Source organism: Microcystis ichthyoblabe FBCC-A1114, assembly GCF_050500245.1.
Classification (GTDB): Bacteria; Cyanobacteriota; Cyanobacteriia; order Cyanobacteriales; family Microcystaceae; genus Microcystis; species Microcystis ichthyoblabe_A.
Window position 1 is genome coordinate 969,017 of the sequence record NZ_CP191408.1, and the last position, 15,193, is coordinate 984,209.

15 protein-coding genes are annotated in these 15,193 nt (G+C 43.1%); 10 read left to right on the forward strand and 5 right to left on the reverse strand.

Translation table 11 applies throughout. The features are described 5' to 3' along the window. The 4 genes from ACQY1Y_RS04640 to uvrC all read left to right on the forward strand — a co-directional run bounded on the left by ACQY1Y_RS04640 (position 1) and on the right by uvrC (position 4,707). On the forward strand, positions 1 to 1,074 hold the full coding sequence (locus tag ACQY1Y_RS04640) for a glucose-1-phosphate thymidylyltransferase (RefSeq protein ID WP_024968657.1): 1,074 nt from the start codon (positions 1 to 3) through the stop codon (positions 1,072 to 1,074). 247 nt (positions 1,075 to 1,321) lie between these two features. Then, positions 1,322 to 2,407 (forward strand): 3-isopropylmalate dehydrogenase, encoded by a 1,086-nt coding sequence (gene leuB, locus ACQY1Y_RS04645; protein ID WP_430014076.1) that lies wholly within the window; start codon positions 1,322 to 1,324, stop codon positions 2,405 to 2,407. Between the two features lie 79 nt (positions 2,408 to 2,486). Next, positions 2,487 to 2,747, forward strand: a complete 261-nt coding sequence (locus tag ACQY1Y_RS04650; RefSeq protein ID WP_002734814.1) for a hypothetical protein — start codon at positions 2,487 to 2,489, stop codon at positions 2,745 to 2,747. Positions 2,748 to 2,829: 82 nt separating this feature from the next. After that, on the forward strand, positions 2,830 to 4,707 hold the full coding sequence (gene uvrC / locus ACQY1Y_RS04655) for an excinuclease ABC subunit UvrC (RefSeq protein ID WP_430014077.1): 1,878 nt from the start codon (positions 2,830 to 2,832) through the stop codon (positions 4,705 to 4,707). A gap of 100 nt (positions 4,708 to 4,807) precedes the next feature. Here the strand turns inward: uvrC and ACQY1Y_RS04660 are convergent, their stop codons facing one another. After that, positions 4,808 to 5,092: a hypothetical protein gene (locus tag ACQY1Y_RS04660; protein WP_043995575.1), complete on the reverse strand. Its 285-nt coding sequence runs from the start codon at positions 5,090 to 5,092 to the stop codon at positions 4,808 to 4,810. Further along, complete coding sequence (locus tag ACQY1Y_RS04665) at positions 5,082 to 5,378, reverse strand: BrnT family toxin (protein ID WP_002784536.1); 297 nt, start codon at positions 5,376 to 5,378, stop codon at positions 5,082 to 5,084. Before ACQY1Y_RS04665 ends, ACQY1Y_RS04660 begins: the two co-directional genes overlap by 11 nt. Positions 5,379 to 5,762: 384 nt before the next feature. Between ACQY1Y_RS04665 and ACQY1Y_RS04670 the strand changes: the two genes are divergently transcribed. From ACQY1Y_RS04670 to ACQY1Y_RS04685, 4 genes are all read left to right on the forward strand, one after another. After that, entirely contained in the window at positions 5,763 to 7,355 is a 1,593-nt protein-coding gene (locus tag ACQY1Y_RS04670) for a hypothetical protein (RefSeq protein WP_430014078.1), read from the forward strand. A gap of 247 nt (positions 7,356 to 7,602) precedes the next feature. Then, positions 7,603 to 8,241, forward strand: coding sequence for a DUF2834 domain-containing protein (locus tag ACQY1Y_RS04675; protein ID WP_103111894.1), 639 nt, complete (start codon positions 7,603 to 7,605; stop codon positions 8,239 to 8,241). Positions 8,242 to 8,371: 130 nt separating this feature from the next. Continuing rightward, a complete protein-coding gene (locus ACQY1Y_RS04680; RefSeq protein ID WP_002733401.1) occupies positions 8,372 to 8,665 on the forward strand; it encodes a hypothetical protein in 294 nt (97 codons plus the stop codon). Between the two features lie 2 nt (positions 8,666 to 8,667). Beyond that, positions 8,668 to 9,186: a low molecular weight protein-tyrosine-phosphatase gene (locus ACQY1Y_RS04685; RefSeq protein ID WP_430014643.1), complete on the forward strand. Its 519-nt coding sequence runs from the start codon at positions 8,668 to 8,670 to the stop codon at positions 9,184 to 9,186. A gap of 14 nt (positions 9,187 to 9,200) precedes the next feature. On the opposite strand, the gene ACQY1Y_RS04690 is transcribed toward ACQY1Y_RS04685, so the two are convergent. Next, the gene (locus ACQY1Y_RS04690) at positions 9,201 to 9,857 is read right to left on the reverse strand and encodes a response regulator transcription factor (protein ID WP_130756602.1); all 657 of its coding nucleotides are present in this window, start codon (positions 9,855 to 9,857) and stop codon (positions 9,201 to 9,203) included. A 214-nt stretch (positions 9,858 to 10,071) separates the two neighbouring features. Between ACQY1Y_RS04690 and ACQY1Y_RS04695 the strand changes: the two genes are divergently transcribed. Together ACQY1Y_RS04695 and ACQY1Y_RS04700 are read left to right on the forward strand one after the other, a co-directional pair. Then, positions 10,072 to 11,187 (forward strand): branched-chain amino acid ABC transporter permease, encoded by a 1,116-nt coding sequence (locus ACQY1Y_RS04695; protein WP_002732580.1) that lies wholly within the window; start codon positions 10,072 to 10,074, stop codon positions 11,185 to 11,187. Between the two features lie 125 nt (positions 11,188 to 11,312). Then, complete coding sequence (locus ACQY1Y_RS04700) at positions 11,313 to 12,065, forward strand: ABC transporter ATP-binding protein (protein ID WP_002731723.1); 753 nt, start codon at positions 11,313 to 11,315, stop codon at positions 12,063 to 12,065. Here ACQY1Y_RS04700 and hisH read toward each other — a convergent pair. Both hisH and ACQY1Y_RS04710 read right to left on the reverse strand, forming a co-directional pair. Beyond that, complete coding sequence (gene hisH, locus ACQY1Y_RS04705; protein WP_002752387.1) at positions 12,054 to 12,692, reverse strand: imidazole glycerol phosphate synthase subunit HisH; 639 nt, start codon at positions 12,690 to 12,692, stop codon at positions 12,054 to 12,056. The two genes, ACQY1Y_RS04700 and hisH, sit on opposite strands and share 12 nt — an antisense overlap. Before the next feature lie 214 nt (positions 12,693 to 12,906). Next, positions 12,907 to 14,985: a thioredoxin domain-containing protein gene (locus tag ACQY1Y_RS04710; RefSeq protein WP_430014079.1), complete on the reverse strand. Its 2,079-nt coding sequence runs from the start codon at positions 14,983 to 14,985 to the stop codon at positions 12,907 to 12,909. Between the last annotated feature and the right edge of the window lie 208 nt (positions 14,986 to 15,193).

Below are 15,193 nucleotides of genomic sequence, written 5' to 3' on the forward strand. Positions count from 1 at the left end.
ATGAAAGCACTAATTTTATCCGGTGGTAAAGGTACGAGGTTACGTCCCCTAACTTATACTGGGGCAAAACAGTTAGTTCCCGTGGCCAATAAACCGATTTTATGGTATGGAATCGAATCAATTGTGGCCGCAGGAATTACCGATATTGGCATTATTATCAGTCCCGAAACTGGGGAAGAAATTCGTCAGACCACGGGCAATGGTGAACAGTTTGGCGCTAAGATAACTTATATTCGCCAAGATCAACCGGCAGGATTAGCTCACGCGGTCAAAACTGCCCAATCTTTCCTAGGAGATTCCCCCTTTATTATGTACTTGGGTGATAACCTAATTGAGGATGATTTATCGCCCTTTTTAGACTCTTTCCAAAAACAGTCCCTTGATGCTTTAATTCTGCTGCGAAAAGTCTCTAATCCTAGTGCTTTTGGGGTGGCAAAAGTAGATGAAACCGGCAAAGTTTTATACTTAGTCGAAAAACCCAAAGAACCCCCCTCAAATTTAGCTTTGGTGGGGATTTATTTTTTTGCCCCCACCATTCACCAAGCGATCGCATCTATTCAACCTTCGGGCCGGGGTGAGTTAGAAATTACCGACGCTATCCAAGAATTAATCAATCAAAATAAAGCAGTAGAAGCCAATAAACTACTGGGTTGGTGGTTAGATACGGGTAAAAAAGATGATTTATTAGAAGCAAATCGGATTATCCTCGATACCTGTCTAGAAATCGCTTTACAGGGAGAAATTGATGCTAATAGTCAGGTGATCGGACGGGTACAAATTGGTCAGGGTAGTAAAATTATTAATAGTACCATTCGCGGTCCTGTCATTATCGGAGAAAATTGTCACATTGAGAATTGTTTTATCGGTCCCTACAGCAGTATAGCTAATGGAGTAAAATTAATTGATGCCGACATAGAACACAGTGTTATTCTCAAAGATGCCACGATTATTGGCATTCATCAGCGCATAGTTGATAGTGTGATTGGACGACGGGCAAAATTAGAAATCGCACCCCAACGTCCAAAAGCTTTACGCTTTATGATTGGGGACGATTCCCATGTGGAATTAGTGTAGTTATTGGGGATTAACTGCCCCTTTAATTAGGGTTTGCGGCAAAAAGTTTTTCCTGGGTGTAGGGTGTAGGATTTTACCGATTTTCAGGGAAAAAGTCCCGGAATTTTCACCCCAATCACTGCAATCGCTGGCACTTTTTGATGGGAAAAAAGTCTAAAAACCTTATCCAACAAGGTTTTTAGATTTATTCAGCCAACCCTAACTATGTTATAATCAAGAGTCTGACCTATTTTACCGTTCTAGAACTATGACGCAACAGTATCGCATTACCCTACTACCCGGCGATGGCATCGGGCCGGAAATCCTCGCTGTCACCGTAGAGATACTGAAAGTCATCGCTAAAAAATTTGACCTCCAGTTTGACTTCCAAACCGCTTTAATTGGAGGGGCAGCCATTGATGAAACCGGCAGTCCCCTCCCCGAAGCAACCCTGAGCGCCTGTAAAAATAGTGATGCTGTTCTCTTGGCCGCTATCGGGGGTTATAAATGGGATAATTTGCCCCGGCAGCAAAGGCCGGAAACCGGATTATTAGGCTTAAGATCCGGTTTAGGTCTTTTTGCTAATTTACGTCCTGCCACCATTTTTCCGCAATTAATCGACGCTTCTAGTCTCAAACGGGAGATTATCGAGGGAGTGGATATCATGGTCGTCCGGGAATTAACCGGGGGTGTCTATTTCGGTCAACCGAAGGGGATTTTTGAGACGGAAACGGGAGAAAAATGCGGTGTAAATACCATGGTTTACTTAGAATCGGAGGTGGACCGCATCGCTAAGGTGGCCTTTGAAATTGCCCAAAAACGCGGCAAGAAACTCTGTTCCGTCGATAAAGCTAATGTTCTTGATGTTTCCCAACTCTGGCGCGACCGGATGACGAAAATCGCCGCTAATTACCCCGATGTGGAACTTTCCCATCTCTACGTCGATAACGCAGCCATGCAGTTAGTCCGGGCCCCCAAACAATTTGATACTATCGTCACGGGCAATTTATTCGGTGATATTCTCTCCGATGAAGCGGCCATGTTAACCGGTAGTATCGGAATGTTACCCTCCGCTAGTTTAGGGACTGCTGGGGTGGGAGTTTTTGAACCCGTCCACGGTTCGGCCCCGGATATCGCCGGCCAAGATAAGGCCAATCCGATCGCCCAGATTCTCAGTGCTGCTATGATGTTAAAATATGGGCTAAATCAGCCTTTAGCGGCAGCAGCGCTGGAAAAAGCCGTAGAAAAAGTCTTAGAGTTCGGTTATCGTACTGGAGATATTTTCTCAGAAGGTATGACCTTGGTGGGATGCCAAGCTATGGGCCAGGCCATCCTGAAAGTTTTAGAATCATAACAAAAGTGCCAAATTCCGAAATCGTCATATACCATTGATTTAATAAATACGTCAATTTAATCGTGGGGAGACGAGTGCTATGGTAGCCCTATCCGAGAAAACAGAACAACAGCGTGTCGATATGGAAATCCCAATTTTGTTAGATCCTACTGTCTTACGGGCAGCCAGACGCATTTATCGCATCTACTGTACCCTCAATAGCAGAGTTAGTAAACGTCCTTTTGGTGTCGCTATTAACCGCGACAATCATCGCGGCCAATTGATTTTTAACAATAAACCGATTCTTCTCCCCGGAGAGTGTTTCGTCCCGATTAAGCAAATCGAATCGGAAGCATATTAATTTTTGTGAAGATTTGCCCTAAATATCTTGCCAAACGTCAGCTAATACCCACTGGCGTGATTTTTTTGTCTAATATAAAAAGATGTTCGGGAATAATCTTAACTCTACCCTAATCCAAGACCTCGATCGCCTAGAAAATCGTCTTCGGGAAATCCCCCTCGAACCGGGGGTTTACTTCCTGCGCGACCAAAATGGCGAAATTCTTTACATCGGTAAATCCAAAAAACTCCGGTCTAGAGTCCGTTCCTATTTTCGTCCCAGTCAACCCCTCAGTCCCCGCATTGCTTTGATGGTGCGACAGGTGACAGAAATTGAATTTATCGTCACCGACACGGAAGCAGAATCTTTGGCCCTGGAAGCTAATCTAATTAAACAACATCAGCCCCATTTTAATACTCTCCTCAAGGACGATAAAAAATATCCATACATTTGTATTACTTGGTCGGAAACCTACCCGCGCATTTTTATTACCCGCAAACGTAGCATAAATAACCAAAAATACCGTTATTATGGTCCCTACGTCGATACTAGGCTGCTGCGCTACACTTTACACCTAATTAAACGCACTTTTCCCCTGCGTCAACGTCCCCAACCTCTGTTTAAAGACCGTCCCTGTTTAAATTATGATATCGGTCGTTGTCCGGGGGTTTGTCAAAAATTAATTAGTCCCCAAGATTATCGGGAAACCTTGCAGAAAGTGGCGATGATTTTTCAGGGAAGGACGGGGGAATTATTAGAGAAATTAGCAGCAAAGATGCTAGAAGCGTCGGAAAACCTAGATTTTGAAAAAGCGGCCACGATTAGGGATCAAATTCGCGGATTACAGGCTCTTAATACCGATCAAAAAGTCTCTTTACCTGATGATACCGTATCCCGGGACGCGATCGCTTTAGCTAAGGACGAGCAGCATTGTTGCATACAATTATTCCAAGTGCGTTCCGGTCGTTTGGTGGGACGTTTGGGATTTTTTGCCGATAGTCAGTCAGCAAACGAGGGAGAAATCCTGCAAAAAGTCCTGGAAGAACATTATTTATCGGTGGAAGGGGTGGAAATTCCCAGCGAAATCCTGTTACCCTGCGAATTACCGGAAGGTGAGGTGTTAGCGGGGTGGTTAAGGGAAAAAAAAGGTCGCAAAGTCGAGTTAACTGTCCCCCAACGGCAAAGTAAAGCGGATTTATTAGCTATGGTCGAGAAAAACGCTCTTTATGAGTTAGAAAAGACGAAAAGAAGCGCCGACCGGGATTTACAGTCTTTGCAGGATTTAGCGGTAATTCTCGATTTACCAGCACTACCCCACCGCATCGAGGGTTATGATATTTCTCATATTCAGGGTTCTAATGCAGTCGCGTCGGGAGTGGTGTTTATCGATGGGGTGGCCGCTAATCAACATTATCGTCACTATAAAATCAAAAATCCCGAAGTTAAAATCGGCCATTCCGATGATTTTGCCAGTTTAGCAGAAGTAATTCGCCGGCGTTTTCGTCGTTATACCGAAAATCCCGATAATATTGCCGAAAATGATGATTTTCCCGATTTGGTCATGATTGATGGGGGAAAAGGACAATTATCGGCCGTGGTGACAGTTTTAGGGGAGATGAATTTATTAGAACAGGTAAAAGTTGTTAGTTTAGCTAAACAGAGAGAGGAGATTTTTTTACCAGGAGAATCCTCTCCTTTAGAGACGGATAAGGAACAACCCGGAGTGCAATTATTGCGTCGAGTCAGGGATGAAGCGCACCGCTTTGCTGTTAGCTTTCACCGACAACAAAGGATGCAAAAAAGTCGCCGTTCCCGTTTGGATGAAATACCGGGGTTAGGTTTTAAGCGACAAAAAGATTTATTAGCTCATTTTCATTCTCTGGATTATATTCGCGAAGCTTCCCTAGAACAATTGCAACAGGTGACAGGAATTGGGGAACAATTAGCTAAGGAAATTTATAATTATTTTCATCCTAGGTAGGGATAAGCTGTTGAAGAATATCTAAGGGGGGTTATGATGAGAATATCTTCAATAAAACTCTATGTTCTACAAGCGATCGCACTACAACTGAAAACCTAGACTAACGCGGAGTAACTTCACTCAACGCTTCTTGCAGCACTTCATCACTTACACCATGACGCTTCAAACTAGCAACGAGAGCAGAAATTGTATCTCCCTCTAGACGCTCCAAATCCGCACGCAGCCCTTGTCCAATGTAAGCACGCATCAAAGGTTGATAACCTGAGAAACCAAGCAACGGTGCAACCCGCTTTAAATCTTCAATCACATCTTCGGGAATACGAATCGTGATTGTAGTCATAGGGCGATTTTTCTCCAGTCGTTTTTTTAATGCCTCAACTTTCATAATACTCACGTTCCTTGCGTGTGGCTTTGCGAGCCGAAATGATCCGAATGATGTCGTTTTCACGCTCAATATAGACGACGTACAGGAGATTCCACCGTCTATCTAACCCAATGATCGCATCTCGTGCCTCATCATTGCGACTTGCATCAACAACAACCAGCAGTGGATCGAAGAAGACTTCTGCTGCTTGCTGAAACGTAATACCGTCATGGTTGATCGGGTTAATCCTAGATTTCTCGTCATTCCAAACAAAAGTAATGCCACTGAGGACAAAATAGACATCCATACTTGTAGTATAGGCAGGATGTATTTACATTGTCAATACTTTATTAACACACCCTACGAGAGCAGCAATTATTATAGGTTGGGTTGACGCAAGGAAAAACACCCTACGAGGCTCTAGGCTTATTAACAGATAAAAATCAATTCAGGGTGATTTTATGCTAATCTGCAACTTACCGACTTATAATAAAAATGTTCTTGCCAAAGAAGTTGTAGCTAACTGCTTAACTGAATCTGCTAGGATGCTATTACAGAATAGAAGACTACATCTATTAATTGCTGAGGCAGAACTAAGTTTAACCGCTCCTTTTTTAACTACTTATATCGCTTTCAGGCAAAAAATTAGGCGTTTTCGGTTTACCATGGTCAAAGTGTGCTTTCTAGGCTAATGACTTTGACTAAAAACCCCGTGATCAGAAACCGTCGTTTTTCCCTACGCAATCTCTTTGAGACTTGCATGGCCCTATTGGTGTTATGCAATTATATTCTGGTTATTTTCGATTTAACCTATATTCCCCTGCGAGATTTTTGGTTACAGGGACGCTTGCAAATAACTTTATTAAGATTTAATGAACCAATACAACTCGGGCCGATTTCCTTTCAAGAATTACAAATACCTCCCGACAAACCCCTAAAAATTCCCTTTGTTAAAGGAATCGCTAATTATGATGTGGTGAAAGGAATTAAACCCTATCGCAGTACCAGTGAATATTTAGCTACGGTTGATAAACTCAATGAACTAATCAATCAAAAGGTCTTTAACCCAGAGTTTAATCTGCAAGAATATCGCCAAGAGATTGAGAAAATTTTAGCCAATTTACGCCAAAAAAGTGTCGATATGATCGATAATAATCCCTTTGCCTCGGCCGAGAAAACTGGGACTTTAGAAAAGATTAAAAATAAAATGCGCTTGCGGGTTTTTAAAACAGAAAATGTTTCCGCAAAAGCAGCCTTTCAGAAGTTTTGGACTTGGGATTATCTCAGTCAAAATGGCTGGGAAAAAGAGTTGAAATTTTTCAATCAAGAAATTCAACCTTTAATAGAAACTAATTATTTTCGTCCCCTGGGAGAAGATGGGAGACCGATAGATAACTTTGAGGCGATCGATTTTTTCTTTGGCACCATCTTTTTCTGGGAATTTATGATAAGAACTTGGTGGATTGCTCGCACTCATAAAGGCCTACGGTGGCGCGAGGCTATGTTATGGCGATGGTACGATATTTTTCTGTTTGTTCCTATCTGGAGATGGTTGCGATTTATTCCTACCGTTATTCGCCTAGATCAAGTTAAAATTATTAACTTAAGGGTGATTAAAGAACAGGCAGTTAAAGGCTTAGTTGCGCTAATTTCTAAAGATATTACTGAGATAATTGTCCTGAGAATTATTAATAAAATTCAGGAATATATTCGACAGGGACAAGTGGAGAAATTTCTCGAACGATCCCTCAATGGCGGATATAGCAATCTCAATGATACTAATGAAGTTATCGAAATTTTTCGTTTAGTAGTTAATAGCACCGTTGACAAGGTTTTACCGCAAGTTAAACCGGAGGCAGAAGCTTTAATTAAATACAATATCGAGAAAATTCTCAGTCAAACTCCCGCTTATCAAAGCTTATTGCGATTACCCGGCATGAAAGGGTTAAAAACTGACTTGAGCAATCGTCTATCTAGTCAATTGTATCAATCCTTTGTTAATATAGCTGAAAAGATTACCCAGGAAGACGAAGTTTTTGAGCGTTTATTGCAGCAATTAGTCCAGCGTTTCGGGCAATCTCTCGCCGAGGAATTACAATCCCGTCACAGTTTAGAAAGAATCGAGATGTTATTAATTATCTTCCTAGAAGAAGTGAAATTAAACTATGTACAAGAATTCTCGGATGAAGACTTAGAAACTATCCTCGAACAAACTCGCTTACTCCACTCCAAAAGTGCAGAAATTACCCCAGGAGAAACCATGAATCCTCGTCTTCTTCCCTAAAAATTAAGTAGCTGGTTATAATTAAATTAAAAATGGATTTTAGGTTCGATCCCCCCTGCCCCCCTTGATAAGGGGGGTGCCGATAGGCGGGGGGATCTCCCCTTAATAAGGGGGGCATCTGATAATTTTTAACGCCTACCTACTTAGCGATCATTGATTAGGTAATATCCCTTGATCTTTTGATCACTTTTCTAGTAAAATATCTGCTGAAACCCGCATTACTCAATTAACCTAATTATCTACTCCCATGTTAACAAAAATTATTCTCGGTTTACTTTGGTTAGGCTTCGGATTATACGCTTTTTTACTAGCACCACCCGATCAACCAGATACAATAAATTTAATTATCGATCTTTCCACTGGGAAATGGCAAAATATCAACCCGTTAATTATCGCTCTTTTTAACCTGATGGGAGTTTGGCCACTTATCTACACTAGCCTTTTAATTATCGATGGTCGTGACCAAAAAATCATCGCTTGGCCCTTTACTTTTGCCTCCTTTGCCGTGGGTGCTTTCGCTATTTTACCCTATCTAACTCTCCGTCAACCTAACAGCAATTTTACTGGTAAAAAAAATCTGGTCATTAAACTTTTAGACTCACCTTGGTTAGGAGTAATTGCCCTAATTACTGCGGCAATTTTAATCGCTTACGGATTAATTAACGGCAATTGGTCTGATTTTTGGCATCAGTGGCAAACTAGCCGTTTTATTCATGTTATGAGTTTAGATTTCTGTCTTTTAACCCTATTATGTCCAATTTTGCTGCAAGATGATCTAACCCGACGGGGATTAAAAAATCCTTTCCTGTTGCCGGTAATTTCCCTTTTGCCTCTAATCGGTCCGGCAATTTATTTAATTATTCGTCCTCGCTTAGGGGAGAATTAAGGGTAAATTGTCTTGAGCAAACTTAACTATTTCTTGACAAGAGAAGTTCATATTTAACAAAAATTATGCTGAGGTTCCCCTAAAATATGGGGAAAGAGATTAATGTCCAGATTAGAAGGAGTGTTTAACCTTGTTAGAGAGTCAAAAACCACCTCGGATTTACTGCTTTCAAGCTGATTATCTTGCCTCCCAACAATTTAACCCCCAAGAGATTCCCGCTTGGTTATCCTTAGAGGTAAACTGGCAGGGTTATAGAATTCATACCCTACCCTGGGTAGCAGACGTAGCTAGGGTATTAGGATTATTAGCGATCGAAGATACTCCCCAAGGGTGGCAAGATTATTTAGAAAGCTTGGGATTAGCCAAAATTAGGTTAATGGACAGCGAGGAGTTTTTTGAGGATAAATCTTTATCGGGATGTTAGAAATGCCCTATAATTGGCAATTTAGTGATGATTCTACCAGTCAATTTATGCCCTATAAACTACTCTTCGTCTGTTTAGGAAATATCTGTCGTTCTCCCGCTGCCGAGAATATCATGACTTATCTGATTGAACAAGAAGGATTAAGTAATAAAATCCTCTGTGATTCTGCGGGGACTGCTGGTTATCATATCGGTTCTCCTCCCGATTCTCGCATGAATACGGCGGCCAAAAAACGCGGTATTCCTCTACAAGGGACAGCCAGACAATTTACCCGCCAGGATTTCGAGAATTTTGATCTAATCCTAGCCATGGATAAAGCCAATTATCAAGATATTTTATCCCTAGATCGGACAGGAAAATATCAAGAAAAGGTCAAGTTAATGTGTGACTATGCTCGTTATCACTCAGAAAAAGAAGTTCCCGATCCCTACTACGGTGGTCGGGAAGGTTTTGACCGCGTAATCGAGCTACTTTTAGACTCCTGTGGCAGTCTTTTGCAGGAAGTAAAAAACAAAATTTAAGTTTTTTCTTTCAGCTAATCGATTAATCTATGTTCAAGGGAAAAACGAACCAGTTCGGCGCGATTGTTAGTAATTGTTTTTCTGAGTAAACTACTAACATATTTCTCGATCGTGCGAGAACTAAGATGCAGTTTTTGCCCAATTTCACTATTAGAAAGTCCCCGGGCTAAATGTTCTAACACTTCCCGCTCGCGATTAGTTAACTTAAAATCGTCCTGTAAAGAAGAAGTTAAAACATCCCTAGTTTTGGGGCTTTCTTCCGGTTTTAGTTTCTGATATTGACGTTCACTTTGCACCATTTGCGCTCGCTCTAAAAGATTGCGAATAACCGCTTTTAATTCCTCCATCTCAAAAGGTTTAGGAAGATAGATATCACAACCCACTTGATAACCGCGAATTCTTTCCTCCGTTGACCCTCTTTCGGTTAAAAAAATTACTGGTAATAACCTAAATTCTGGCTGTTGCCGCACCTTAGTCACCAAAGAATAACCGTCTAAACGCGGCATTTTGATATCCGATACCAAAAGATGGGGATGATAGGTATCCAATAAATTCAAAGCTTCCAAACCATTACTCGCCGCTACCACACTATAACCTGCTAATTCTAAATAGTCTTTGACTGCTAGGCGGATACCGGGGTCATCATCGGCAATTAGAATCAAAAGAGGCATAGAAATCAACAGGACAAGGTTTTTTCGTTATTAATAGCCTAGCACCCTCCGCTCGTCACAATTGTCCATCAAGCTACAGAGGCCGTTGTAACTGATATTATACTAGCAGTTAGCTATCAGCCTTTTCAGTAATCAGATGTGAGTTTTCAGCTTTTTTCTCCCCAACTCCGGCACTCCCCCACTCCCCCAACCCCTTTTTTACTTTTTACTTAAGATGACAGATTATTTAGTTTCCTTGACAATTTGGGCGGGTATTTACGCGATTTTTGCCCTCGGTTTAAATCTACAATGGGGATTTACTGGCTTAATTAACTTTGGTCACGTTGCTTTTGCCACTTTAGGGGCTTATGCCACGGTTTTATTGACTTTACAGGGTGTACCGATGATTTTTGCTGCCATTGTCGGGGCGCTCCTAGGGGCATTGTTGGGATTGGCGATCGGTTTTTCCACCCTGAGATTAAGAGCCGATTATCTAGCGATTGTCACCATCGGGGTGTCTGAGTTAATTCGTTTGCTGGTGCTTAACGAGGATTGGTTAACGAAAGGCAGTTTCGGACTACAACGTTATCCCCTACCTTTGGATATAAATCCCAGTTTTCCCGTCAAATTATTAATTATTGCCCTGTTTACCCTGCTTGCTATCTTTGCTCTCTGGCAATTGGGGCGCAATCTGCAACGACAATGGCGCGAAGCCGGGCAAATTAGCGGTAAAAGCTATCAACCGACGCAAAAGAGAGCTTTAATCTTTTGGGGGTTGTTAGGGGTGATAATACTGCTTTTTCTGTATATAAACGGCGTAATTGCCTTGAATGATTATAATTACAAAGCGGGGCTGATGGTGGTAGTTTTAGTCCTCCTCGCTCTCGTTTATACTGGTTTAGAATTACTTTTGCGATCGCCTTGGGGACGCATCCTCAAAGCTATCCGGGAAGATGAAGAAATTCCCCGGGCCTTGGGAAAAAATGTCTTTTGGTATAAGTTACAATCTTTGATGTTAGGCGGTGCGATCGCTGGTTTAGCTGGGGCTTTTTTAGCATGGCAATTAACCACTATTTACCCGACTAATTTTGAGCCGTTATTGACTTTTAACGCTTGGATTATTATCATTCTCGGTGGCTCTGGTAGCAATGCCGGCACCTTACTAGGAGCAGTAATTTTCTGGGCTTACGATTCCCTGACTCGCTTTATTCTACCCCAATTAGATATTTTTAATGATAGCCAATTAGGGGCTTTACGGATTATGATTATCGGTCTGCTGCTCATGGTTTTAATGATCTGGCGACCCCAGGGTATCCTCGGCAAAAAAGAGGAGTTAACTTTGGGAAAATAATTTCAGTTATCAGTTATCAGTTATCAGTTATCAGTTATCAGTTATCAGTTATCAGTTATCAGTTCATCGATTACTCTTCACTGAAAACACTTCCCACTTCATAATTCATAATTCATAATTTATATATGTTACTTTCTGCCAAAGGATTATCGAAAAGTTTTGGAGGCATTCGTGCCGTCAATAATGCTTATTTGGACGTGCCGCAGGGCAGCATCACCGGGTTAATCGGTCCCAATGGAGCCGGCAAAACCACACTTTTTAACCTTTTATCTAATTTTATTCGCCCGGATAAAGGAGAAGTTTTTCTTGATGGTCAGCCGATTCATCAGCTGCCTCCCTATCAAATTGCCCTGAAAGGATGTGTGAGAACTTTTCAAGTCGCCAGGGTATTATCCCGATTAACGGTGTTAGAAAATATGCTCTTAGCTAGTCCGGGACAAACGGGAGAAAATTTTCTCAAAGTCTGGTTTCAGGGGGCAAAAATTCGCCAACAGGAACAGGAAAATCGTGCCAAAGCTTTGGACATATTAGATTCGATCGGTCTAGGGGAAAAAGCGCACGATTATGCGGGGGCTTTATCGGGAGGACAGCGTAAATTATTAGAGATTGGCCGAGCGCTAATGACCGAGCCAAAATTAATTTTATTAGATGAACCGGCCGCCGGAGTTAATCCCACTTTAATCGGTCAAATCAGCGACCATATTATCGAATGGAATCGTCAGGGAATTACCTTTTTAATTATCGAGCATAATATGGATGTGATTATGTCCCTTTGTCACCACGTTTGGGTATTAGCAGAAGGGACAAATTTAGCCGATGGCATTCCCAGCGAAATCCAAAAAAACGAGCGGGTTTTAAAGGCTTATTTAGGAGACTAAAGCTAATTTTTGCACCTGTTCAACAAAGTTAGCCAGAATTTTTAAGCCATTAGTGGAGGATTTTTCCGGGTGAAACTGCACCGCCACCAAACGCTCACGAGCGATCGCTGCCGTCACCGTTTGACTGCCGTGGGTGACGGTGGCGGCAGTTAGATGACTATCAAGGGGATCGACATAATAGGAATGGACAAAATAGACGTGAGGGTGCGGGGGTAATCCCTGCCAAAGAGCATGATCCGGCTGGGTGAAGTCTAATTGATTCCAACCCATGTGGGGAATGGTAATGCCCGGTTCCGAGCGAAAACGCCGCACTGTCCCCGGAATAACCCCTAAACCCGCCTCTTGTCCTTCCTCTGATGAGTCAAAGAGAATTTGTAACCCGAGACAGATACCGAGAAAGGGTTTACCGTTAGCGATCGCTGCTTTGATCGGTTTTTCGAGATGACGGCTGCGAATTTGCCGGACAGCAGGATCAAAAGAACCGACTCCGGGTAAGACAATAGCGTCAGCTTTTTCGAGATCGAGGGGAGAATCGGTAATTTTCGGCACTGCACCCACGGTTTCCAGTCCTTTACAGGCAGAGTGCAGATTTCCCATGTCATAATCGATGACAGCTATTAAGGTCATTGCTATATACTGATCAGGCGATGACCTTATTTTAGAGCAATCACGCCGCTAAATTAGGTCTTGACTCAAAAAGCAATTAAGGTCATTGTTATATACTGATCATCCGAAAGTTTCTAAAGCCATAGCCTCTCCGTTTTCTTAGTTGAAGTTGCCAACGAAAGCCAAACACCAGAGCCTATTTACTAGGAGAGCGGGAAGCAGAGAGAAAAAATCCCTAACCGAGCAGTATTGACGGACCCGCCATCACCCCGGCAATTTGTCGGTCTAACTGTTCTAAATTTTCCGCCGGTTCAAGGCAGCATAACCCTTGACAAATTAACCCAAATGTGCTAGGGGGCAAACTGTCATCGACTCGATACACCGCAGTGGGCAAATAGCGACCTAACAGCGGCTCGATCGAGCTTTCCGGGGCGCGCAGACAGAAACCGTGACGATAGTGATCGAGGGCAACAAATAAACTGGGGCAAGCGGTGGGGGACTGTTCTAGGATGGTACTAAAAGATTGCAAGGCCTTTTCGGCCCGATCGAGATATTCTAGATTTTCCGTCAATCGCGACAGACGAACTAAATTAGCGATCGCAATTCCGTTGGCTGAAGGGGTGGCATTATCCGTATAACCTCGTTCCCGCACGATCAGATCGAGACTATGATCAGAAGCAGTATTAAAATATCCCCCCTCATCCTCGGACCAAAACCAGCGATCAAATTCCCCCTGTAGATCGATAGCCGCCTCTAACCAGCGAGTTTCTTGGGGTTTAGCGGTTTGCAGGTCCAGCAAAGCCTTAATAAAATAGGCAAAATCCTCCGATTGGGCTAAAACCGAGGCCTGACCCTGATAATTCAAGCGCTGAAAACGTCCATCTAACCACTGATGCTTGAGAATAAACTCGGCCGCTTGAGTAGCCATTTGCCAGTACAAAGGTTCGCTAAAGACGGCAAAGGCCCGGGCTAAACCGGAAATCATCAAACTATTCCAAGCGACGATCATTTTCGTATCCGTTACCGCCGGAATCCGTCCCGGCCAAGAGACGGTTTTCGCCTCTTGATTGTCTCTGGCCGGGGGAAAAAGAGCTAATTGGCCTTGAGAACTGCCATAACGCCGAATAAATAACTTATCGAGGATATTTTCTATCTCCTTCCCTAATTCTCCCCCTTGCCGACGTTGCAGCACATTACGACCCTCAAAATTCCCCTCGGCAGTGACGGTAAAATTAGCCTGCAGCAGCCCCAGTTCCTCAGTCGAGAGATAATCCCTTAACGACCGATCCGACCAGACATAAAAGGCCCCTTCCTCCGGTTCCCCATCCGTGGCCTTCTCAAAACTATCGGCATCTTGGGCCGCATAAAAATAACCTTCTGGGGCGGTCATTTCCCGTTTTAGCCAGTTAACCGTGCCTTTAATCCCTCTCTCAAAGGCCGCTTCTCGATCACCCGCACTCCACAAATTGGCTAAATATTCGACAATTTGCCCGTTATCGTAGAGCATTTTTTCAAAATGGGGAACTGTCCACGTCGAATCCACCGTATAACGATGGAATCCTCCCCCCACATGGTCATAGATTCCCCCTAGGGCCAGATCTTCCCCCCGTTGATAGGCTGCTTGCTGGAGGGAGTCCTCAAAATCGTCCCCAAAGCGACTGCCCTGCAAAGCCAGATGAGAATATGGAATCATCGGAAAACTGGGCCGACCGTAGTTATTGGGATTAACCCGAATCACCGCTGTATTTGTCTCGATTCCTGTGGCTAAAAGGGAAGGAGCGGCTAAATTGGTCTCTGCTCGCGGTAAAATAGCCAATTGACGCAGTGCGCCCAGCATTTCGGCCGTGAATTTGCTTAATTTCTCCTTTTCTTCGTCATAATAGCGACGTACCGATTGCAACACTTGCAGAAAACCGGGCCGGTTAAAGCGCGGTTGCACGGGAAAATAGGTGCCACCATAGAAGGGAATTAAACTATCCGGTGTTAGGAAGACATTCAAAGGCCAACCCCCTTGACCGACCATCATCTGCAATGCTTGCATATAGATACTATCGATGTCCGGTCTTTCCTCGCGATCAACTTTGATCGGCAAAAAATACTGATTGAGATAATCGGCAATGGCTCGATCGGAAAACGCTTCTCCTTCCATAACCGTACACCAATGACAGCTAGAATAACCGATCGAGAGAAAGATCGGTTTATCTTCCCTCCTGGCAATTTCTAGGGCGCTGTCACACCAATACCACCAATCGATCGGGTTTTCGGCGTGTTTTCGCAGGTAAAGACTTTCGGATGCAGCCAGATGATTAGCCATGGGAAAAGGGGATTTTTTGCTCTTGCTGCTTATTAGTTTAAGCTAATTAGAGACTAACCGGAATCAAGCTGGCTCTCCCAGGTTTGGTGGGTAAAATGTATTCTAAGATACATTCCTCCTAGCGAGGGGGTGGAACGAACCACAAAGACACAAAGGACACAAAGATCGATCATATAGTAAGTTAAACTTATCACACAGAACCTAGAAG